This window comes from Corallococcus sp. M7 (assembly GCF_054512695.1).
The window spans coordinates 440,695-461,692 of sequence record NZ_CM137252.1; the positions used below are offsets into that span (position 1 = coordinate 440,695).

A 20,998-nucleotide genomic window follows, 5' to 3' on the forward strand; every position below is an offset into this window, starting at 1 on the left:
GGCCCCGTCCGGCTTTGCTTCAGGCCTTGGTCAGCGTCTTCGCGAGGCGCGTGGCCTCTTCGTGCAGGTCGGTGTCCTCCGCCAGCGGCATGGCGAGCACCTTCTGCACCAGCTCCTTCGCCTTCTGCTCCTGGCCCAGGCGCGCCTGCGCGAGCGCCAGGTTGAGCAGCGGCTCCGGGCGCTCCGGGGCGCGGCGCACGGCCTCCTCCAGCACCGTCACCGCGCGCGGCAGGTGGGTGTTCGCCGGCTCCGCGGGGACGCGCAGCAGCAACTGGCCCAGGTTGTTCGCCGCGCGCCAGCCGTCCGGCGCCAGGCCCATGCCCTGCTCGTACGCGGCGATGGCCTTGTCGTACGCGGGCGGCTCCTGCGACTCGTAGCAGGTGGCCTCCGCCATCTTCAGCGACTCGCTGGCGACGCCCAGCGATGCCATGGTCTGGCACAGGTGCCGGGCCTGCTCTATCTGACCGCGCGCCAGCATCAGCTGCGCCAGGTTCGCCTGGGCGTCCGCGTCCTTCGGGCGCTGGGCCGCGAGCGTGGAGGCCGCCTGGTAGGACGTGCGCAGGTCGCGCAGCGCCATGGACAGCACCGTCACGGAGGCGAGCAGGCGCGGCTGGTTGGGCACCGCCTTGAGGCCCTGCTCCAGCACCTTGCGTGCGTCCACCAGCTTCTCCTGGGCGGACAGCGCGTGCGACAGGCTCAGGTACGCGGGCACGAAGCGCGGCGCCAGCGTGAGGACCTCACGCAGGGTGGCGAGGCCGGCGTCCGTCTGGCCCGCCTCCAGTTGCACCTGGCCCAGCCGGTAGCGGAACACCGGGTTCTGGGGCGCCAGCTTCGCGGCCTGGGACAGGGCCTCCAGCGCCTGGGGCGCCTTGTCCTGCTTGATCAGCATCATGCCCTTGCCGAAGTGCGCCTCGGCGCGGTTGGGCTCCACCGCGAGCACGCCCTGGTAGGCCTTGAGGGCGGCGTCCAGCTGGCCCTTCTGGGCGGCGATGTTCGCGCGCACGAGGCCGGTCTCCGCCGTGGCGCCCTGGGCCTCCGCCTTGGCGAGCAGGCCCTCCGCCTGGGGCACCTTGTTCTCCACGAGCGCCAGCTTGGCCATCACCACCAGCGCGTCGCGGTGGTTGGGGTTCTTCGCGAGGAGCTTCTCGGCCTCGGCCTTGGCCTGGGCCACCTGACCCTGCGCGAGAAGGGTTTCCAGAGAGTTCATGATGGAAAGTGTCCCCCAGGGGGCGGGGGCTGTCGAGCAACGGGGAAAAGGAAAGGGCCTCGCCCGGATGGACGAGGCCCTGGGAAGAGCTGGGGGTGAAGAAGGCGGCCGACTACCAGTGGCTCAGCGCGTTCTTGATGCCCTCGCCGACGTTCTTGATGCCCTCGCCGACGTTCTGCACCGCGTTGCCCACGCTCTGCACCGCGTTGCCCACGTTCTGCACGGCGGCCTGGGCGGCGTCGCCAATCTTGCCCACGTCGACGGAGAAGCCGAACTCCACGCTGGCGCCGATGCCCAGCGCCGCGCCCACGTCGAAGTTGGCGGACAGCTTGCCGTCCTGCAGGCCGACGTTGGCCTCGAACTCCACGCCGATGCCGGCGAAGGCCTCCGCGCCGGCCGTGACGGTCGCGGGGCCAATCTCCTGGGTGACCTCCGCGCTGGCGCGGGCGCCGGCGAAGGCCTCACCGTGCACCGAGGCCGCGACCTGGCCGTGCAGCGGATCCACGACCACCTGGCCCGTGGCGGTCGCCTCGGCGCCCACGTTGCCCTCGGCGCCCCACTCGGAGCGGCCCAGCGCCGTGTCCGCGTGGCCTTCCACGGAGCCGCGCACCAGGTCGGCGCGCGCGTCCACGGAGCCCTGCGCGCCAATCCGGCCGTGCAGCGGGTCCACGGAGACGCTGCCCTGCGCGGCCACGTCCGCCGTCAGCGCCTGGCCTTCCACCGTGTTGTGGAAGCTGCCGTTCACGTCACCGGAGGTGTGGGAGCCGGAGGCCGCGGTCCAGCTGCGGTTCCACTCACCGGAGGCCACCGTCTGGTCGAAGCGGCTGGTCTCCAGCTGCTGCTGGATGTTCGACGTGGTGTTGGGGTTGGCCTGGTTGCTGGTGGTGACGCGGTTGCCCTGCACGCCACGGTTCAGGTCGATGGTCGCCTCGCCCTGGGCCCGGTTGTGCGTCTGGGCCTGCACCTCGCGGCGCACCTGCGTCCCGTTCGCGGGAGCGGGCGTCGTGGGGTTCCGGAACACGGGGCGGTAGCGGTTGGTCTCGATGGCCATGGAAGGGGGGCTCCGGCGGGCGCGATGATGCGCGGTGGGGAATCTTGTGACTTGAGAGAGTATCGAGCGCCCACCCGAGAAAGTTTCCGCGCCTCTTTTTCTTTCTGATCCGCGCGAGCGCCCTCAGGGCTCGGATCTCCCGGGAGCCAGGATTCCCTCGGGATCGAACGCGTCCTTCAGCCGCTGGCGCACCGCCGCGGAGTCGTCCCGCACCGCCGGTACGGCCTCTCGCGCCTGGAGTCCTGCGCGGGTCAGATGGTACCCGGCATCCGCCAGCTCGCGGGTGAGGGCGCGGTAGCAGGCCTGGGCGCGGGCGTCCTCGCCCTTCGCGTCGCGGTCATAGGCGAGCGCGGTGATGAGGTAGAGGCAGCGCGGGGAGAAGGCGAGGAGCGCGAGGTTGGGCTCGAAGCCGAAGAGGCGGGGGACGCGGTCGGCGATGTCCGAGGCGCGCTTCGCCTCCGGTCCGGTGAAGGGGACGGCGACGCAGCACCAGATGAAGCCGCAGCGGTCCCGGTCCGGGTGCGGGTCCTCCGGCTGGGGCGTGCGCTTGCGCCAGTAGGTCATGGCGAGGTTGGCCTCGCTGGGCACGCCCTGGAAGCCGCCGTCGCCGTCCAGCACCTCCGGGCCGAAGGACAGCGGGCGGAAGGCGCCATCGAGGGCGCGCGCGAGCCGCTTCTCCAGGAGGGCGCCGAACTCCGCGTCCGGGGCAGTGAGGGTGCCGCTGATGGCCCAGCGGCCGAAGCCCTCGCGGAACTTCTCGCGCGCCCAGTCCGGCAGGGGCGTGCGGCCCACGGCGGCGTAGGGGTACTGCTGCGTGACGCTGTAGGCCTTGATGTCGTTCCAGAAGAAGAAGCTGCCCTTGAGCGTGCCGTCCAGGGCCAGCGCCTGGAGCCGGTCCACGAAGCCCCAGAGCTGCGCGTCGTCGTTCACGGCGCAGACGAACTCGCGCAGCCAGGGCTGCTTGCGCGCGAGCCAGAACGTCATCCGCGTCACCACGCCCAGCGACGACTGGCTGAACAGGCCATCCAGCACCGGGCCCAGGCCCCAGCGGAAGACGGGCGCGGCGCGCGAGTCCGGGAATCTGGCGTGGCCCGTCTCCACGCGCTCGCCCGTGGGCAGCACTGCCTCCAGCGCGCACACGTGCTGGAAGATGTCCGCGTTCGGGCCGCGCCCGTCGCCGCGCTCCAGCGCGTTGCCCACCATGCTCGCGTCCGGAGAGCCGCCGATGGTGGTGATGAAGTTGGAGGACCTCTGCTCGCGCAGGTACGCGGCGGCCTGGCGGAACGTCACGCCGGGCTCCACGGTGATGTACGCGAGCTGTTCGTCGTACGCGACGATGCGGCTCATGCGCCCCAGGTCCAGCAGCACGCTGCCGTCGCCGGCAGGCACGCGCGAGCCGTAGCCCCAGTTGCGGCCGGCGCTCACCGGGTACACCGGCACGCGGTGCGCGCTGGCGATGCGCAGGCACGCCTGCACCTGCGCCGTGTCCGCGGGCCGCACGATGGCGGGGATGCGCTGGGTGGTGGCGAAGGTGGCCGTCTGGGCGGCCTCCAGCGCTTCGGGGTCCAGGATGACGTGCGCCTCGCCCACGGCCTGCCGCCACGCGGTCAGCGCCGCTTGCAGGTCCGGAGCCTTCCCATCGGTTTCGCTCACGGGGCCGCAGTATGCCCGCGCGAGCGTCCCCCCGCTGACTCCCCGGACGGCGAGCGGGCGGGCAGGCCCCGGGCTCAGAGGGTCGCCGGGTGGACACCGGCCGTGGTCGCCCCCTGTCGCGTGTTCATCTTCGGCGTGGGGAGGTTGTTCATGGTCGGCTTCATCAATTCGCGCAACGGACGGTGGATTCGGATTCTGGCGGGCACGGGCATGGTCCTGGGCGGGCTGGGCACGGGCACGCCCCGGGGCGCGATGGTGGCGCTGACGGGCCTGGTGCCGCTGCTGTCCGGCGCGCTGGACTTGTTCCTCCTGGGGCCGCTGATGGGCCTGCCCCTGAAGGGCGCGGACGTGCGGCGCGCGCTGGGGCAGCCGGAGGAGGCGCCGCTGCTCGACCTGGCGCACGACGGGGGGCGCTCTCCCTACGCGCCCCCCAGCACGCTCCTGCACTAGCTACTTCGTGCTCACCTCGAAGGGGATGCCCATCGAGCCGAAGGGCTCTCCTGTCTGGGCATCCACCAGGTTCAACTGGAGCGTCACCGCGTTCTCGCGGTGGGCCACGCCCTGGAAGTAGAGGAAGCCCTCCTGCGTGCCGCCGGGCTCCAGCGTGCCCTCGGGCAGCGCGTCGTTGAGCATGTCCTCGGTGGGCAGCGGCTGCTCGTAGTAGTACGGGTAGGGCCCGTAGAAGGGGCTGCCCCAGCCCCAGGGGCCGCCGTACCAGCCGGGTCCCCAGCCGCGCCAGGGCCCGTAGCCGTAGCCGTAACCGCCGCCCACCCAGACCCTGCCCGCGGGGTACATCGCCGGGCGGATGCTCGCGGGCTCCTCCGTGTCGCGCGACGAGCTGGCCCGCCGCAGCGATAGGGGCGCCAGCGCGCTGTAGCGGAAGCGCGACTCCTGGCCCACCAGCGCGAAGTCCTTGTACTGGAGGCGCAGCGGGCGGTCCCCGTGGTTCTCCAGCCGGACGTAGACGGGGGTGACCCGGCGTTCCAGGTCGGACGGGGAGCCCTGCCACGCCGAGCCGTCCGCCGTGAGCCGCACGCCCGCTTCCTCCGTGATGGCGCTGCTCTTGCCACCCTGGAGGATTCCCGCTTCCGGCACGGGCCGCAGCTTGGTCTCCGCCGCGCAGCCCGCCATCAGCATCAACCCCAGGGCCCCCACTCCCAATACTCCACGCATCGCATGCCTCCTCGTACTTCAAGGTAGGGCGTGCGGCGTTCAGGGGATGACATGCCCCGTGCTCCACCCCGTGCAGCGGGCGGCCGGACGGGGACTCTACGGCTGGGGCGTCACCGGTTCGGCGGCGGTGGCGGGCCAGGCGGGCGCGTTGACGAAGCCCCAGTCCTGGTGGCGCGCCCAGGTCTCGAAGGTCTGCCAGCCCACGCGCGGGTAGCTGTTGCGCAGGGTGAGGATGTCCGCGTGGTAGCCCACGCGGTCCAGCCACTCGAACATGGCCGCCAGGTCCTCGCTCTGCTGCTGGAGCTGATCCAACGGGACCTGTTCGAAGTTGATGCGGTGGCCGCCCACCATGGAGAGCAGCGCGGCGGCCTGCTGGCCCGTCACCTCGTCGGAGGCGACCTCGAAGCGCTCGCCGATGAAGCGCTCCGGGTCTCCCAGCACGTGCAGCGCGAAGCCGGCCAGGTCCTCGATGGCGACCATCTGAAGGCCGCGCGTCGCGGGCAGCCCCAGGGCCAGCTTCCCCGCCGCCAGCAGGTCGCGCGTGGGCGGCTGGAGGAGGTTCTCCATGAAGAAGGTGGGGGCCAGGATGGTGAAGGGCATGTCCCGGCGCCGCAGGTACAGCTCCACGGCGTGCTTGCTGTCGAAGTGCGGGACGCCGGTGAGCTCCGACGCGCCCGCCACGGACGAGTACACGAAGTGCCGCACGTTGGCGCGCTTCGCCGCGTCCGCCAGGTTCTTGCCGTGCTGGACCTCCGCGTCCACGCCGCCCGCGCCAAAGGGCGTGGCCATGGCGTAGACGGCGTCCACGCCGCGCATGGCGGCCTCCAGGGAGACGGGGTCGTCGAAGTCGCCCTGGGCCAGGGTGACGCCGGGCCTGCGCAGGGCGCGGGCGGCCGGGGCGTCCGCGTCCCGCACCAGGGCCACCACATGGTGTCCCCGGTCGGCGAGCTTGCGCAGGACGGCACCGCCCTGTTGGCCGGTGGCGCCAGTGACGAGCACGGTGATGGAGAAATCCACGGGCATGGGTTCAGACCTCCGGACGCGACGTGTCACGGAAAACTGGAGACGCCCCCGGCCAATGGCGAGGCCTGGAAGCCGCAGTGTCCTCCCCCGAGCACAGGCTCCCGAGGCAGGCAGGCGACCTCAAGGGAGGGGCGGGCGGCATGGCATCCTCCCGGCCCCATGAGCAAGCGTGACACGCCCCCGCCCTCCGAGCTGGTCTCCGCCGCCCAGGCGCTCGACGCCGAGCTGCTGCGCTTCGAGGCGCTGTCGGAGCAGTTGAAGGAGGCGCCCCTGACGTCGGAGAAGCAGTTGGAGCGCGCGTCGAAGACGCTCAAGGACCTGGCGGACCTGGACGACGCACTGCGGATGCGCGTGGGCGCGCTGGTGCAGGCCATCACCGGCGTACGCAACCGGCAGCAGGCGCAGGCGGACGCGGTCAACGTGTGCGCGCAGGAGCTTCAACAGCGCACGGAGGTGTTCAAGGACCTGCTCACGCGCTACGGCGCGCTGGGGCAGAGCGCGGCGGACCTCAACGGGCGCATGCAGGAGTTCGCGGCGCTGCGCCAGCAGGCCACGCGCACGGCGGAGGAGGACGCGCGGCTCACGGAGGTCTTCACCGCGCTCCAGACGCGCATGGCGGAGGTGGCGGACGAAGCGGCCACGCTGACGCGCGCGGCGGAGGAGGCGAAGTTCTCCGACATCGGCCGGCAGGCGGAGTCACTGCGCCAGCAGTTGCTCTCCGCGCGCAACAAGCTGGGCCTGTTGCACCAGAGCCTGTCGAAGTGACGGGGCGCCTTCAGCTCAGGTAGGTGGGCTCGAAGTCGTCCGGGCTGTCGATGGGGCGGCGTCCGGAGAAGCCGGCCTTCAGGTCATGCCAGTGCGCCACGGTGTTCTCGCCGAAGCGCCAGCAGAGGTACACGGGCTCCTCGCCGCGCCGCGCGTGGAAGTCCACCAGGCCGTCCGCGCCTTTTATCTCCAGGCCCATCTCCTGGAGCGGGCCCAGCTCTTCGCGGATGCGCTCCAGCAGCTCGTCGCGCTCCTCGCGGAGAGTGCGAACCTCCGCGGTGTCGGGTGGGGCCTCCGGGCCGTCCAGCACCTCCGCCAGTTTCTGCACGCGCTCCACCCAGGGGCGCACGCGCCCGAAGGTCTTCGTCAGCAACGGCACCAGCCGGCTGGCCTCTTCCACGCTGAAAAAGCGCATTGGAGGACAGCATGCAGTGGGAACCCCCCGCAGGCCACTCCCTTCGGGGTGGGGGAGGGAGGGCATGTCACACCGGCCGTGACATGTCTGAAACAGGTCAGCCGCGCCGCAGCGACGACAGATTGTCCAGGAGCCAGCGCCAGGCGGCTTCGCGCAGGGGGAACGCGGCCTCGCGAGCGAGGAAGTCAGCGGTGTGTTCCGCGGCGCAGCGTCCGGCGTCGTCGTGTGAGTCGTGTGAGTCAGGGCCCGCGTCGGTGGCGAGGTCCGCGTGCAGCAGGGCGTGGAAGACGATGAAGTCCACGACGAAGGCGGGCACGGTGGGACGGTCCAGCGCGGGGTGGACGCGCACCTCGCGCAGGCGAGCGTCATAGCCGCCCAGGTGGATGGTGCGGCGGGTGCGGCGTGCGGGGCGGCGGGCCCAGCCCACCTCCACGGCGTGCACGCGTCCATCGAAGTACGCCGCGTCCAGCCGGGCGTGGACGGCCTTGAGGTCGAAGCAGCGGCCGCGCGTGCGCAGCGGGGCGCCGGGTTTTCGCTCGCGGCGCACCTGATCCTGGTGCGCGTGGCTGAAGGCCTCCAGCACCTCGCGGGCGGCGGTGTCGCCGGACACATAGAGGGCCAGGGCGCGCACCACGGTATCGGGAGCGTCCAGGAACAGGTGGTGCAGGCGCAGGCGCACGCCTTCGGGGAGGCGGCGGTAGCTCACCAGGGTGGCGCGGTTGTCCGTGAGGCGCAGGTGCACGGGCCGGCCCAGCAGGGCGGACACACGGCGGGCCAGCTCCGCGGCCCGGGGCAGCGCGTCCTCGCGCGAGGGCACCCGCGAGCGCGCCGGTTCACGCCCGGGCACCGGGGCGTCGAACATCGCCATTTGTCCGGGCGGCGGACGCATTGACGGAAAGGTAAGCCCTGCCCCCGCCCGATGGCCAGGAGGATGCGTGGCACCGTGTCCGGCGTCTCACGCGGGCCGAGGGCTGATCGGCTGTCACGCCTTCGGGAGCGCGGGGTAGCGGTCCGCGAGCGAGGCGATGACGGCGAGCAGCTCCCCGGGCTCCACCGGCTTGGGCACGTGGCTCTGGAAGCCGGCGCGCAGCACGCGGGTTCGGTCCTCCGAGCGGGCGTAGGCGGTGATGGCCACCGCCGGGGTGTGGCCTCCCTTCGCGGCGGGCAGCGCGCGCACGCGCTCGATGAAGCCGTAGCCGTCAATGCCCGGCATGCCGATGTCGGAGACGAGCACGTCCGGATGCTCCGCCTGGAGCACCTGGATCCCTTCCATCGCGGAGCCCGCGGTCACCACGTGGGCTCCGCTGTCCTCCAGCAGCGTGCGCAACAGCTCGCGCGCGTCCTCCTCGTCATCCACGACGAGCACGCGCACGCCGCCCAGCTCCGGCGGGGGCGAGGGGATCCGCTCCGCCGCGGGAGGCCTCGGTGACGGCGGCATGGCGGGGTCGCGCCGCTGCGTGACGGACAGGGGCAGCCGCACGGTGAAGATGGCGCCCCGGCCCTCGCCGTCGCTGGCGGCGGTGACGGTGCCGCCGTGCATCTCCACGATGTGCCGCACGATGGACAGCCCCAGCCCCAGTCCGCCCGTCTTGCGCGTGCTGCCGCTGTCGGCCTGGCGGAAGCGCTCGAAGACGTGGGGGAGGAAGGCCTCGGAGATGCCCTGGCCGGTGTCCTCCACGGTGAGCTCCACGATGGAGTCGTGCCGCGACACCACCAGCCGCACGTTGCCGCCCTTGGGCGTGAACTTCACCGCGTTGGACAGCAGGTTCCACACCACCTGCTGGAGCCGGTGCGGATCGCCCATCACGCTGCTGGAGGTGTCCACCGTGGCCCGCACGTCGATGTGGCGTGCGTCCGCCGCGGGTCGCACGGACTCGAGCGCCTGCTGCACTGCCGCGGACAGGTCCACGGGCTCCACGTCCAGCTTGAGCTTGCCGGACACGATGCGGCTGACGTCGAGCAGGTCCTCGATGAGCTGTCCCTGCGCGCGCGCGTTGCGCTCGATGGTCTCCAGCGCGCGCTCCTGGCGGGGCGGGGGCAGGTTGCCGGTGCGCAACAGTTGCACCCAGCCGAGGATGGCCGTGAGCGGCGTGCGCAGCTCATGGCTGATGGTGGCGAGGAACTCGTCCTTGAGCTGGTTGGCCTCCTCGGCCTCGCGGCGCGCGGCGCTCTCTCGGGCGAGCAGGGCCTCGCGTTCCACCTCCGCCTGCTTGCGGTCGGAGATGTCGATGACGCTGCCGATGTAGCCCAGGAAGTGTCCGTCCGCGTCGAAGCGGGGCGAGCCGGTGTCCACGGCCCACCGGTATTGGCCGTCCGTGCCGCGCAGCCGGTAGTCCAGGCGGAAGGGCCGGCGGGCGGCGTTGGCCTCCGTGAAGGTCCGCCGCGTGCGCTCCAGGTCGCCGGGGTGGATGGCGTCGAACCAGCCCAGGCCCAGGCCGGTGGCCTCGGTCTGGCCGGTGAAGGCGTACCAGCCCCGGTTCATGTACGTCGTGGAGCCCTGCGCGTCCGTCACCCAGAGCATGACGGGGGCGTGGTCCGCCATGTTGCGGAAGCGGGCCTCGCTGTCGCGCACGGCCTCCAGCAGTTGCTCGCGCTCTTGAGCGACGGTCTTCTGTTCGGTGATGTCGCGCGCGGCGGCGTAGATGAGGCCCAACTCCGGCACGGGGCGCGAGGCCCACGCGAGCCACCGGTAGTGGCCGTCGCGGGCGCGGAAGCGATTCTGGAAGCGCAGGGTGGGGATGCCCTGGGACAGCTTGCGCATCTCCTCGCGGGTGGCCGCCTGGTCGTCGGGGTGGACCAGGTCCATGAAGGGGCGCTGGAGGAGCTCCGCCTCGCTCCACCCGAGCACGTGGACGAAGTACGCGTTCACGCGCTTGAAGTACCCGTCCATGCCCGCGATGCTGAACATGTCCGGGGACAGCTGGAAGAAGCGCTCGCGATCCTCGGCTTCGGCGTGGCGGCGCTCGGCGCTGTCGAACGCGAACGGGATGACGGCCTGGGCCAGCGCGTTGTCGATGCAGGCGCCAAGCACGCGCAGTTGATGAAGCGGCACGTCCATGTCGGCGCGCTCGGCGCGGGTCAGGATGCAGTCGCGCAGGAGGGCGTATTCGCGCGTGACGAGGGACACGTCGGCGCCCAGGCGCAGGCGCTGGCGGCCGTGGGCTCCAGAGATCTCACTGTGGCGGAGCGCGAGGTGGCCGTCCGCGTCCTCCTCCGCCTCCACGAGCATGTCGTGAAGCTCCTCCAGGAAGGAGGGCAGGGCATCGACGATCTGCTCGCGTGTCAGGCGCAGGGCGGTGAAGAGGGGTGACACGCGGGCGACCCAATCCTCCAGGAGCGCCTCGCGGTCGGCAACGAGCAGTTCGGCCAGGGACGCAGGGGGCCTGCCCCTCGTGGGCAAAGGCCCTTCGGAAGAAGGGCCGTGCTCCTGTGAACCCGACGAGGACATGAATGTTCTTGAAGTGCGGCGGCCGGGTGCGCATGGGCAGGGGCGGTACGCCCTGCGCCACCCTCCTTGCCTGCGCACCGGTCAGCCGGGTTCAGCGCACGGCTACAGCCCCAGGTACATGAGCAGCGCGCCCAGGTCCGCGTCGGACAGGGCCTCCGTGCTGTAGAGCGGCATGTTGCCGCCCACGCCGAAGAACGGCCCGTGCCGTACCTTTTCGATGACCACCTGCGCGTGCGGGATGCCTGGGAACGCCTGGTCGTAGGTCTGCGTCACCTCCGGCAGCACCGACGCGAAGTTCGTCAGCCGTCCTTCGCCCGTGTGCGTGGCGCCGTGGCAGCTCTGGCACGCCGCCCGGTACACCGCTTCGCCTCGCGTGACGTCGCCCCGGGGCACGTCCTGGATGTCCTTCACCACCGTGAAGGGCAGCGCCGGTGCCTGCGCGTCCGGGCTGATCCGCGACAGGTACTCATACAGCGCGCGGGAGCGCGGATCCTCCGCCTCCAGCTTCGTCACCCCGCGCATGAAGTTCACGTAGCAGACGTTCACCGCGTCCAGCAGCCGCGTCTCGCTGCCGCCCCACCAGCTCGGCCGCGCCGCCACGTTGAACAGCGTGTGCCCTGAGTCGATGCGCCCCGCCGGTGTCTCCGCCGTCGTCACGTGGCACGTCGCGCACGAGAACTTGTTGTACTCGCTCGGCGACAGCCACGCGTCCTGGAACAGCGCCTCCCCGTAGTCCGCCGCGGCCTGGGGCCCCTCCTCCTCGTCACCCCCGCACCCGGCCAGCACCCCCACGAGCAGCGCCGCCACGCCTCCACGCAGGCCCCTCACGGCTGCCCCCGCAGCAGGCTCACCGAGTCCGGGAAGATGCCCATCTTCACCGTGGACAGCACCGTGCCCTCCGTCAGGTCCACGACGTGCAACGTGCCCGGGCCGATGTGGTCCCCTTCGCAGACCGCCAGCCCGTGGCGCTCGTCCGGCGTCAGCATGAACTGGTGCACGTTGAGACAGCCCGCCTGCGACAGCTCCACCGTGCGCAGCACCGTGGACGTCGCCGCGTCGATGACCGCCACCGCGTCCTCCTGCTGATAGGGCATGTACAGCGTGCGCCCGTCCTGCGTGAACGCGCCGAACATGGGCGCGCCGCGCAGATACACCGTGCGCTCCGGGTTCATCGCGCGCGTCCCGGGCTCCAGCACCTGCACCTGCTTGCTCGCGAGCGAGCTGACCCACACGTCCCCCGTCGTGGGCGACACCGTGAGCGCGTACGGCTGATGGCGCGGACTCACCGCCGTGCCCGAACCCGCCGCCACCTTCACGCGCGTCACCGGCATGCCCGCCGTCGCCAGGGCCACCACCGCGACCTCGTCCGACCAGCACGCCACGTACGCCGTGCGCTCATCCGCGGACAGGCGCACCGCGTGCGGCGCGGGGCACACCTTCACCCGCTCCTTCACCGTCATCGTCTCCGCGTCGAGGATGACCATGCGCGCGGCCATGTCCTCCTCCGTCCCGCCCTTGCGCGCCACCTCCGCGATTCGCAGCAGGTCGAAGTGCGTCTGGTACAGCGTGCGCCCGTCCGCGCTGACGATGACGTCCCCCGGGTTGCGGTCCACGCGCGTGGACGCCACCAGCCGGTTGTCCTTCGCGCTCAGCTTCAGGCAGTAGCCGTCCGCCGTCCCCGTCCCATGCGCGCCATGCGGACCCGAGCCGCCACCAGGCACGTAGTTGGAGATGCCCACGTAGTAGGAGTCGCCAGCGGGCGACACCGCCGTGTGGTGCGGCCCCTCCAGCTCCACCGGGTGGAGCCCCACCGGCACGCGCGCCAGCTCGCCCCAGCCCGGCGTCCCCAGCCCGTCCAGGTCCAGCAGGCTCACGGAGTCATCCAGGCTGTTCGTCACCAGCAGCCGCCCGGACGGCCCCGGTGGAGGCACCGTCGTGCCTCCCCGCGTCCACGGGTTGGGGTCCGCGTACGTCAGCTCGGGCACACCCTTGCCCGGCTCCGGCGGTTCGGCCTCCGTGCACGCGCACAGCGCCAGGACACCCAGCCAGGCGGCGCGCCTCACCTGGCCATCCCCATCGTGAAGCCCACCGGAGCCCCCAGCGAGTACGGCCCCTCCGTGATGCGGTTCTGCACCAGGTACGCGCTCACCACCTGCACGGACAGCTCCTTGCCCGCCGCGTCCTTCACCGTCTGCCAGGAGCCGTCATCCAGTTGCCACTGCAACTCGGACGTCAACACCTGCGCGATGGGGCACTCGCGCCCGGCGACCTGGACCTTCACCCAGTAGATGTCGCCCGTGTACGGAGGCAGGTGGGCCTCGGCGGTGGGCAGGACCCAGTTCCCCAGCCACGCGAGCACCGAACGCTTCGACTCGCGCGGGCGGCCCTCCAGGAAGGGCGCCGTGCGGCCCGGGCGCTCCAGCGACGCGCGCAGCGGGGACGTCCACTGCCACAGCGGCGCGGCCTGATCCGTGAAGTACGACTGCCCGGACCCGGGCGACACCAGCGTCACCGCGCGCGAGCCGTCCTGGGGCTGGTTGCGCGCGTCCAGCAGCGCGCGCCACACCTCGTCCGTGGCGCCGCCCGCGTAGAGCGGCTCCTCGCACTCGGTGGGCTGGGGGTCGGTGTCGTCGCCATCGCACGCGCTCAGGGCGAGCAGCGCGACCGCGGCGGTACTCCACGGCAGGGAGGTCTTCAGCTTCATGGTCATGGGGCCTCGCGCCGCCGGCCGCGGCGCAAAAGGGGAATCAGGAGCAGCGGAAGCAGCATGCCCGCGGGCGCGGCGGCACAGCCGGAGGACGGCTTCGGCTTCGGGTCGGAAGGCGTGCCCGCGTCGTCGGAAGGCTGCACGCCAGCATCGGGCGTGCCCGCGTCCGGAACGCCATCCGGGTAGAGCGGCGCGCCAATCGTCTCCGCGACCTGGGGCCAGCGCGACGGGCACAGCTCGCGCACGGGCGTCCCCACCGGGCACTGATGGCTGCCTTGAATCTGCTCCAGGCTGAAGAGCGGCTCCCAGGTGGTGCCGTCGTCGCTGCTGCGCGCCAGCGACCAGTCATGGAGCCACGGCGAGCCGCAGCCGTAGAGGACGTCTCCCACGCGCGTCACGCACGCGTTGCCCGTGGGCAGCACCAGCTTGGAGAAGGGCCCCCCCGCCTGGCTGCGGAAGAAGGAGTTGTACGTGGACACCCACGCGGTGCCTCCGTCGGCGGAGACATCCATGTTGATGAACACATCGTCGATGCCGGCGCCCGTGCGCGCGCTGAAGGTGCGCCCGCCGTCCGTGCTGTGCAGGATGTGCGTGTAGCCCTGCGCGGACACGCGCGCCCAGACCTTGAGCGGATCCACGGGGTCCGTCGCCGTCACCACGAAGTCGAACGGGCGCACCAGGTCCGGGAAGGCCTGCGGCAATTCCTCCCACGTCTCGCCCGCGTCGTCGCTGCGGAACAGGTACATGCGCGTCGTGTCGGACGCGGACACGTAGAGCGTGCGGGGATCCGCGGTGGACACGCGCACGGCGGAGAAGAGGACCCCCGCGCGCTGGAGTCCCAGGGGCCGCCACGTCTCCCCGCCATCGTCCGAGCGGAACACCCCGTTCGTCGCCGACGTGGAGCGGCCCGTGGCCACGTACAGCACCGCGTCATCCGTGGGGTGCGGCGAGAGCCCCGTCACCCAGGTGTCCTTGAACGCCGGATGCGACGACCACGAACACGCGCCGTCCTTCGAGGACAGCAGCGCGTTGCCGGTGGCCGCCAGGATTTCTCCCGTCCCGCGCCAGACGAAGGACTCCGGGCGCCAGCCGCCATACCCCATGGCATCCGGACACACCCAGCGCCACGTCCGCCCACTGTCGCGCGAGATGACCGCGCCGAACGTGGCCCCCACGAAGAAGTCCTCGGAGTGGCCCCGCCGCAGCGTGACGTTGGACGTCTCTGGCAGGCCCGCGTGCGCCCAGGCCGCGCCCGAGCCCACCGAGCCCAGGAGGCCGGCCACCGCCGCCCCCCGCCAACCCCCCGTGATTCGTCGCGTTCGCATCCGGCGCTCCGCGGCAGGCCTCATGGCCCCCCACGATAACGCCCGGCCCGCGCATGCATAGCGGTGCGTGCGGACTGAAAGCCGCCCCTCCCCGAAGCGCCCGGCAGGGGAGCGGCCGCGCGGTCACTGTTTCCCGGCGGGCACGTCCATGACGGTGGGCAGGTCCAGAACGGTGAGGGTGGCGACGCCCATGTTCGCCGTGAGCCCCGACGGTTGGACGCAGGCCGCCAGCGTTGTGAGCGTGGGCACGGCGGTGACCAGGCGCACGCCGTGGCCCGCGTGACGCCCGGAGCCGATGGTCCCCTCGGACGTGAAGACCTGCATCCCTCCGTCCACGACGGCCGCCACGCGCTCCAGCGCCACGGAGGACTTCTCCCCGTTGGACCACGTCACGGTGGCGGTGGCCGCGCCGCCCGTCTTGCCGATGCAGGTCGCGCGCTTCAGGTGCTGCGTCTCCATCCCCACGGACGTCATCACCACGCCGTCGTTGACGGGGCAGCCGCTGAACTGGAGCGACTCGCGCTGCACGGCGTTCCGGGGCGAGGTGAGCAGCAGCCCGGGACGGTAGGCCTGATGGAGCGACCCCGAGCACACCACCACCGGCGCCTCCTCCAGCGTCCGCGCCGCATCCGTCATCGAGTCCGGTAGCTCCGCCTGCGCCAGCGCCTCTTCGCCCCACACCGCGTCATCCGCCGGGGCCGCGTCCCCCGCGGGCACCGGCGCCTCGGCCCGCCCCCGAGCTTCGGGCACCTCGGCCCGCCCCCGAGCTTCGGGCGCCTCGGGCTCGTTGGCGCGGGCCGCTCCGGACGCGAGCATCAGCAGGCAGCCGCCTCGCGCGAAGAGGTTCAGCGCGCGGCGCGAGTGGGACGACTCCAGGACCTTGAGAGAACGGAAGGAAGCGGGGCGCGACGTCATGGGGGAAGACACCTTGGGTAGGAGTCCCTGGGGCAGGGATGCCTGAAGGTGGGGAATCCCTCTCACGCAAGACAGCCACCCCGAAGCGCAGGGTTCGAGCCCACCCCAACCTCTCAGGTTTTGCGCATCCGATTCACGCGGTGGACAGTGTGTCCAAGGCCTGCCGCTCTTCACCGCGCTGGCTGGCTTTCCCTGTTTCAGAATGCTACGGAATCAGGGTCCCGGACCCAGGCGTGGACCCCCTTGTCCGCCGGGGCGTCCGGGAGGAACGACAAGGCCGTGACTCCAAACGATTCGAACGTGGGTGACGTGGCCGCGGGTCCTGGCTCCAGCGTGACGCGGGGCGTGTGGGCACGGGTGTTGAAGGGCGCGGTGGAGGACGCGGTGCGCGCCTACGAGGCGATGGGCGCGGGGCAGCGCGAGCGGGTCCTGGAGGAGGCGCTGGCGGTGCCCTCGGACACGCGCGCCCGGCTGGTGGAGGTGCTGCGGCAGGCGCGCGACTTCGCGGGCGCGGCGCGGCTGTTGGAGGCGGATGGCGACGACGGGGGCGCGGCGCCGCTGTACGAACAGGCAGGAGCGCCGCTGCTGGCGGCGGAGGCGTGGCTGAGGGTGGGGGAGCAGGCCCGCGCGGCGGCGGCCTTCGAGCGGGCCGGTTCGCTGGAGCAGGCGCTGTCGCTGTACCAGGCGCTGGGCGCGCGCGAGTCGCTGGCGCACCTCTTGGGCCGCATGCACCGGCCCATGGAGGCGGCGCAGGTGTTCCGGGTGCTGGGCAACGCGCACGCGGAGCTGGAGATGCTGCGCGCGGTGCCCGCGGACGACGCGCAGCGGCCGGAAGCCGTCTTGCGCATGTGTGAGCTGCTGGACGCGGAGGGCGCCACGTGGCGCGCGCTGGTGCTCCTGGCGGACGGCATCAAGCACGCGTCCGGGGCGGGGCTGCTCCTGCTCCAGGCGGAGCAGGCGCGGCTGCTCCAGCAACTGGGGCTCGCGTCGGCGCCGGAGGGCTCGGTCGCGGCGGAGAAGGCGCCGCCGGTGGTGGATGGCTATGGCTATCTGAAAGCCATTCCCATCTTCGATGGTCTGTCTTTGGAAGACATGCGCGACCTCTACCGCCTGGCCAGACCCGTGCTGGTGCCGGCGGGGACGACGGTGCTGGAGAAGGGCGCGAAGGGGATGGGGCTGGTGGTGCTGCTGGAGGGCATGGTGAGCGTGTCCACCGGCCCGGGGCGGGACGCGCGCCAGCTCAACATGCTGGGGCCGGGCGCGTTCCTGGGCGAAATCTCCCTCATCCTGGACGGCCCGGTGTCCGCGCACGTGCGCGCGCACACGGTGGTGCGCGCCCTGCGCGTCACGCGGACGGACTTCCAATACTTCCTGGAGACGCACGAGGCCGCGGCCCTGCGCATCTACCGCCTCTTCACCCAGAGCCTGGCGGAGCGCGTGCGGGACTTGAGCAGCTGAGGGTCGGGGGTGTGACAAGGGACACCCCGCCGGGACCTCCGAACGGATGCGTGCGCCGCGCGGCTGGGTTACAGAGGCCCGCATGGCGGACTCCCCACACGCGCGGTCCCTGAAGGCCCAGGCGGCGACGCTCGCCGCCGAGGGCAAGCTGGAAGCGGCGCTGGCCGGCTACCAGGAGGCCCTGCGCGCCGAGCCGGAGGACGCGGAGGTCCACCAGCGCGTCGCCGAGCTGCTCGAGTGGCTGGAGCGCACCCCGGAGGCCGCCCACGCCTACGCCGACGCGGCGCTGGCCTGGACCCGCGCGGGAGGGCTCCTGCGCGCGGTGGCCGCCGCGGTGCTGTCGCGAGGCCTGCGGGGCGCGCGTCCCAGGACGGTGCGCACGCTGGCGGAGCGCTTCGCCCTGCCGCCCGGCGCGCTGGCCCCCACCTTCGCCTGGGTGCCCGACGGCAAGGACCCGGGCGTGCCCGTCCTGTCCGGCGTGGGGCGCGACGCCTTCGTGGCGCTGGTGGAGGCGCTGGAGGTGCGCGCCTTCTGGCCGGGCCAGCGCGTGGTGGAGGAGGGGCAGCCGGGCGACTCCATGTTCGCGCTGGTGGAGGGCCGCGCGGAGGTGACGCGCAAGGTGGAGGGCAACGCGCGCCAGGTCGTCGCCACGCTGGGGCCGGGGGACTTCTTCGGCGAGGTGGCGCTGGTGTCCGAGGGGCCCAGGCTGGCCAGCGTGGAGGTGCGGGAGCGCTCCGTGCTGCTGGAGTTCAAGCGCGGCTCCCTGGCCCGCGTCAGCGCGGCGCACCCGGAGGTGGACGCGGCCGTGCACGCCTTCTACCAGCGCCGGCTGGTGGACAACCTGCTGCGCACCAGCCCCCTGTTCACCAACCTGTCGCCCGCGCTGAAGCAGGCGATGTCGCGCGAGTTCGACCTGCGCGCCGTGCCCGCGGGCCAGGTGCTCCTCACGCAGGGGCAGCCGGGGGACGCCTTCTACCTGCTCTTGCGTGGCCAGTGTCAGCTGTCGCTGGAGCAGCCGGGCCGCATCGTGTTGCTGCCGGAGCTGCGCGAGGGCGACGTGTTCGGGGAGATCTCCCTGCTGCTGGACAAGCCCGTGTCCGCGACGGTGCGCACGAAGACGCCGTGCGTGGTGCTGCGCCTGGAGCGCGCCGCCTTCGAGCGGCACGTCGTGAGCCAGCCCGGCCTCAAGGGCCAGCTCATGCGCATGGGCACGGAGCGCCTCCAGCAGACCGCGAAGGCGCTCTTCGTTTGAAGTGAGGCGTGATGAAGCGCGTCAGGCCTCCGCGTCCAGCCGCACGGGGTGCTCGCGCAGCCAGTCCTGCGCGCGGCGGATGCGGTCCGCGCCGGACGCGCGGCCCTCCTTCTCCATGAGCTGCCGGTAGGGCTCCAACTGCTCCGGCGTCCACGCGGGCAGGGCCTTCAGGTCCGCGAGCGCCACCATCTCCTCCGCGCTCCGTCCCTTCGCCTCCTGCCGCGCGGTGAGCAGCGCCGCGAGCACCAGCCGCGCGGGCTCGGCCTCGAAGGCGATGGCCGCGTCGGTGAGCCACTCGCGCGTGGGCTCGTCCGCCGCCGGGTCCTTCGCCCCCGCGCGCATCCGCTCCAGCATGCCTTCGAGGAAGTCCGCGTCCACCGCGCCCTTCACGGCCTTCAGGAGCGCGGCGATGACCTGCCGGCGGCCTTCGGGGTCCTTGGGCTGGGACTTCATCGCGCGCAAGGGCTCCCACAGCACGACGGTGAGCCACAGCTCCTCCTCCGGGGAGAAGACGGACGGCGTGGCCGGGTCGCGCAGCTTCGTCTCCACCCGCTGCGCGCGCTCCTTCGCCTCGCGCGAGATGCGCTCCACCAGCGCGGGGTCCGCCTGCACGTGCTTCACCAGCGCGTCCAGCTCGCCGGCCTCCGCCTTGCGCATCGCCTCCGAGGCCTCGGGCGTCAGCTCCTCCTCTTCCATGCTCGCGACCAGGGACTCGTACTTGCGCACCACCTCCGCGTGCTTCTGGCTCCACTCGCGGAACTGCACGTCGAAGACGACGTCCAGCACGGGGTTGTCCTCCGGCCGCACCTTGCCCGTCTTCTTCGCCGCCGTGGCCAGCAGCGCGCCCACGCACAGCGCGCGCCGCTCCTCCGGCGTGCGGCCGCTCTTCGCCGCCTGCGCGAGCAGCCCCGCGCCCAGCTTCTCCTGGAAGCCGCGCGTGCCCAGCTCCCGCACCACGCCCACGCGCAAGGAGTTGCGCGCCTGCATCGCGTCCAGGCCCTCCTGCGCGGCCAGCTTCGCGAGCGCCTGGCCCACGTGGTCGCTGAAGGCCTTGTCGTCGTAGCGCAGCCCCGGCTGGGGCCCCGCGGCCTGGAGCAGCACGCCCAGGTGCTCCAGCGCCTGGGACAGGCGGGACACGTCCGCGTCGCCCAGGAGCGACATGGCCGCCTCCAGGTCCTGCTTCAGCGGGTGGGCGGGGGCGGCGGTGGGAGGCGGCGCGGCTTTCGCGCGGTCCTCGGCGGCATGACAGGCCTTGTACTTCTTCCCGCTGCCACAGGGGCACGGGTCGTTGCGGCCGGGCTTGGAAGGGCTCACGGCCCGGCACCGTAAGCGAAAGCGCCCGGCCCTTCCATGAACGGAAGGAGCCGGGCGCCCCGGTGCTTCAGGAAATGCTCAGCCGGTTACTGGAGGTTGAAGCCCAGCGTCAGGCCCAGCACGTGCGCGTTGCCGGAGTACGTGCCCGGCATGCCCGGGGCCGTGCTCTCCTTGTCCGCCAGCGCGACGAACTGGTAGCCCAGGTCCGCGCGGAACGGCTTGAACTGGTAGCCCACGCCCGCGGACACCTTGAAGCGGTTGGCGTCCGGGAGGTCCGGCGTCAGCGTGCTGTTGGGGCTGGGGGACGGGTCGTACGTCAGACCCAGGCGCACCTGCAGCGCGTCCGTCACGCCGTACTCGCCGCCCAGCGAGTACTTCCACTTCGCGCGCCAGCGCTTGGGGATCGGGTTGTCGATGGACGGGTTCTCGAAGCGGATGGCCAGCTCCGCGAACGAGGACCAGTCCACCCAGCTCGCGTCGAACGCCAGCAGCAGGTTGTCCAGCGGCCGGTACGCCAGGTCCGCCGTCACGGTGGACGGCAGGACGACGTCCGCGTGCGCCTTCTGGTCCGTCAGCCGGCTCTGGAACTCCACAGGGATGTTCTGGAAGTCCGCCTGGCCCTGGAACTGGATGTCGATGGCGCTGCGGTAGTGGATGCCCAGGTCCAGGTTGTCCAGCACCTTGGCCTGCACGCCCACGTTGAAGCCGGAGCCCCAGTCCGCGCCACCCAGGTGGATGGAGCCTTCGCTGTTCACGAAGTCCAGGCCACGCGTCAGCTCGATGGTGGCCCGCGCGATGTCCAGACCCACGCCGAAGCGGAAGCGCGGGTGCAGCTCATACGCGAACGACGGGTTGATGTAGTACGTCGCCAGCGAGGACTCGTAGCCGCGGAAGCGGCCGCTGAAGCCCTCCTCCCAGCGGCTGCGCGCGCCGTAGGGCGTGAACACGCCCACGCCGAACGCCGCCTTCTCGAACGGCTTGTAGACGACGAACAGGTGCGGAGGAGGAGACAGCGTGGTGCGCTGCCCTTCCGCCTCCTGGCCCGGCCGCTGGAACGTGATGCTGGGGAGGATGCCCGTGTCGCCCAGCGTGATGTCCAGCGTCTTCACGCCGACCATGTTCGCCACGTTGTAATAGATGGAGGACGAGTCCTCCAGCCATGCCGTGGCCGCGCCGCCCGCGCCGGTGGCGCGAGCGCTGTGGGTGTCGACCTGGAAGCCCGCGGCCTGGCTGGTACCGGCCGCCAGAATCGCCACGAGGGAGAGTGTCTTTTTCATGTGAGTGTGATTCCT

19 protein-coding genes are annotated in these 20,998 nt (G+C 72.0%); 4 read left to right on the forward strand and 15 right to left on the reverse strand.

Going from position 1 to position 20,998, the window contains the following annotated elements; all coding sequences use genetic code 11:
• Positions 1-19: 19 nt before the first annotated feature.
• The 3 genes from ACX114_RS01835 to ACX114_RS01845 all read right to left on the reverse strand — a co-directional run bounded on the left by ACX114_RS01835 (position 20) and on the right by ACX114_RS01845 (position 3,911).
• Positions 20-1,207, reverse strand: coding sequence for a tetratricopeptide repeat protein (locus tag ACX114_RS01835; RefSeq protein ID WP_459294081.1), 1,188 nt, complete (start codon positions 1,205-1,207; stop codon positions 20-22).
• 112 nt (positions 1,208-1,319) lie between these two features.
• Positions 1,320-2,258, reverse strand: a complete 939-nt coding sequence (locus tag ACX114_RS01840) for a hypothetical protein (RefSeq protein WP_459294083.1) — start codon at positions 2,256-2,258, stop codon at positions 1,320-1,322.
• 123 nt (positions 2,259-2,381) lie between these two features.
• Positions 2,382-3,911, reverse strand: coding sequence for an FAD-binding oxidoreductase (locus tag ACX114_RS01845; protein WP_459294085.1), 1,530 nt, complete (start codon positions 3,909-3,911; stop codon positions 2,382-2,384).
• 102 nt (positions 3,912-4,013) lie between these two features.
• Between ACX114_RS01845 and ACX114_RS01850 the strand changes: the two genes are divergently transcribed.
• Positions 4,014-4,361, forward strand: coding sequence for a hypothetical protein (locus ACX114_RS01850; RefSeq protein ID WP_459294087.1), 348 nt, complete (start codon positions 4,014-4,016; stop codon positions 4,359-4,361).
• Here the strand turns inward: ACX114_RS01850 and ACX114_RS01855 are convergent, their stop codons facing one another.
• Both ACX114_RS01855 and ACX114_RS01860 read right to left on the reverse strand, forming a co-directional pair.
• Positions 4,362-5,084, reverse strand: coding sequence for a putative periplasmic lipoprotein (locus ACX114_RS01855; RefSeq protein WP_459294089.1), 723 nt, complete (start codon positions 5,082-5,084; stop codon positions 4,362-4,364). It lies immediately after the preceding gene.
• A gap of 96 nt (positions 5,085-5,180) precedes the next feature.
• Complete coding sequence (locus tag ACX114_RS01860; RefSeq protein ID WP_459294091.1) at positions 5,181-6,107, reverse strand: NmrA/HSCARG family protein; 927 nt, start codon at positions 6,105-6,107, stop codon at positions 5,181-5,183.
• A 159-nt stretch (positions 6,108-6,266) separates the two neighbouring features.
• Here ACX114_RS01860 and ACX114_RS01865 point away from each other — a divergent pair, with 159 nt between their 5' ends.
• The gene (locus ACX114_RS01865; protein ID WP_459294093.1) at positions 6,267-6,872 is read left to right on the forward strand and encodes a hypothetical protein; all 606 of its coding nucleotides are present in this window, start codon (positions 6,267-6,269) and stop codon (positions 6,870-6,872) included.
• Positions 6,873-6,882: 10 nt separating this feature from the next.
• Here ACX114_RS01865 and ACX114_RS01870 read toward each other — a convergent pair whose 3' ends face one another.
• From ACX114_RS01870 to ACX114_RS01905, 8 genes are all read right to left on the reverse strand, one after another.
• On the reverse strand, positions 6,883-7,287 hold the full coding sequence (locus tag ACX114_RS01870; RefSeq protein ID WP_459294095.1) for a DUF2203 family protein: 405 nt from the start codon (positions 7,285-7,287) through the stop codon (positions 6,883-6,885).
• 97 nt (positions 7,288-7,384) lie between these two features.
• Positions 7,385-8,149, reverse strand: a complete 765-nt coding sequence (locus ACX114_RS01875) for a hypothetical protein (RefSeq protein ID WP_459294097.1) — start codon at positions 8,147-8,149, stop codon at positions 7,385-7,387.
• 120 nt (positions 8,150-8,269) lie between these two features.
• A complete protein-coding gene (locus ACX114_RS01880) occupies positions 8,270-10,735 on the reverse strand; it encodes a hybrid sensor histidine kinase/response regulator (protein ID WP_459294099.1) in 2,466 nt (821 codons plus the stop codon).
• Between the two features lie 102 nt (positions 10,736-10,837).
• Positions 10,838-11,563 carry a c-type cytochrome gene (locus ACX114_RS01885; protein ID WP_459294101.1) on the reverse strand — a complete coding sequence of 242 codons (726 nt, stop codon included), beginning with the start codon at positions 11,561-11,563 and terminating at the stop codon, positions 10,838-10,840.
• A complete protein-coding gene (locus ACX114_RS01890) occupies positions 11,560-12,798 on the reverse strand; it encodes a YncE family protein (RefSeq protein WP_459294103.1) in 1,239 nt (412 codons plus the stop codon). Before ACX114_RS01890 ends, ACX114_RS01885 begins: the two co-directional genes overlap by 4 nt.
• On the reverse strand, positions 12,795-13,439 hold the full coding sequence (locus tag ACX114_RS01895) for a hypothetical protein (RefSeq protein ID WP_459294105.1): 645 nt from the start codon (positions 13,437-13,439) through the stop codon (positions 12,795-12,797). The genes ACX114_RS01890 and ACX114_RS01895 overlap by 4 nt, the downstream gene beginning before the upstream one ends.
• Before the next feature lie 2 nt (positions 13,440-13,441).
• Entirely contained in the window at positions 13,442-14,767 is a 1,326-nt protein-coding gene (locus ACX114_RS01900; RefSeq protein WP_459294107.1) for a WD40/YVTN/BNR-like repeat-containing protein, read from the reverse strand.
• A 123-nt stretch (positions 14,768-14,890) separates the two neighbouring features.
• Complete coding sequence (locus ACX114_RS01905; protein WP_459294109.1) at positions 14,891-15,682, reverse strand: hypothetical protein; 792 nt, start codon at positions 15,680-15,682, stop codon at positions 14,891-14,893.
• 279 nt (positions 15,683-15,961) lie between these two features.
• Between ACX114_RS01905 and ACX114_RS01910 the strand changes: the two genes are divergently transcribed.
• A complete protein-coding gene (locus ACX114_RS01910; RefSeq protein WP_459294111.1) occupies positions 15,962-17,140 on the forward strand; it encodes a cyclic nucleotide-binding domain-containing protein in 1,179 nt (392 codons plus the stop codon).
• Positions 17,141-17,222: 82 nt separating this feature from the next.
• The gene (locus ACX114_RS01915; protein ID WP_459294113.1) at positions 17,223-18,392 is read left to right on the forward strand and encodes a cyclic nucleotide-binding domain-containing protein; all 1,170 of its coding nucleotides are present in this window, start codon (positions 17,223-17,225) and stop codon (positions 18,390-18,392) included.
• 21 nt (positions 18,393-18,413) lie between these two features.
• Here the strand turns inward: ACX114_RS01915 and ACX114_RS01920 are convergent, their stop codons facing one another.
• Together ACX114_RS01920 and ACX114_RS01925 are read right to left on the reverse strand one after the other, a co-directional pair.
• Positions 18,414-19,706, reverse strand: coding sequence for a YecA family protein (locus ACX114_RS01920; RefSeq protein ID WP_459294115.1), 1,293 nt, complete (start codon positions 19,704-19,706; stop codon positions 18,414-18,416).
• Positions 19,707-19,792: 86 nt separating this feature from the next.
• Entirely contained in the window at positions 19,793-20,983 is a 1,191-nt protein-coding gene (locus tag ACX114_RS01925; protein ID WP_459294117.1) for an OmpP1/FadL family transporter, read from the reverse strand.
• Between the last annotated feature and the right edge of the window lie 15 nt (positions 20,984-20,998).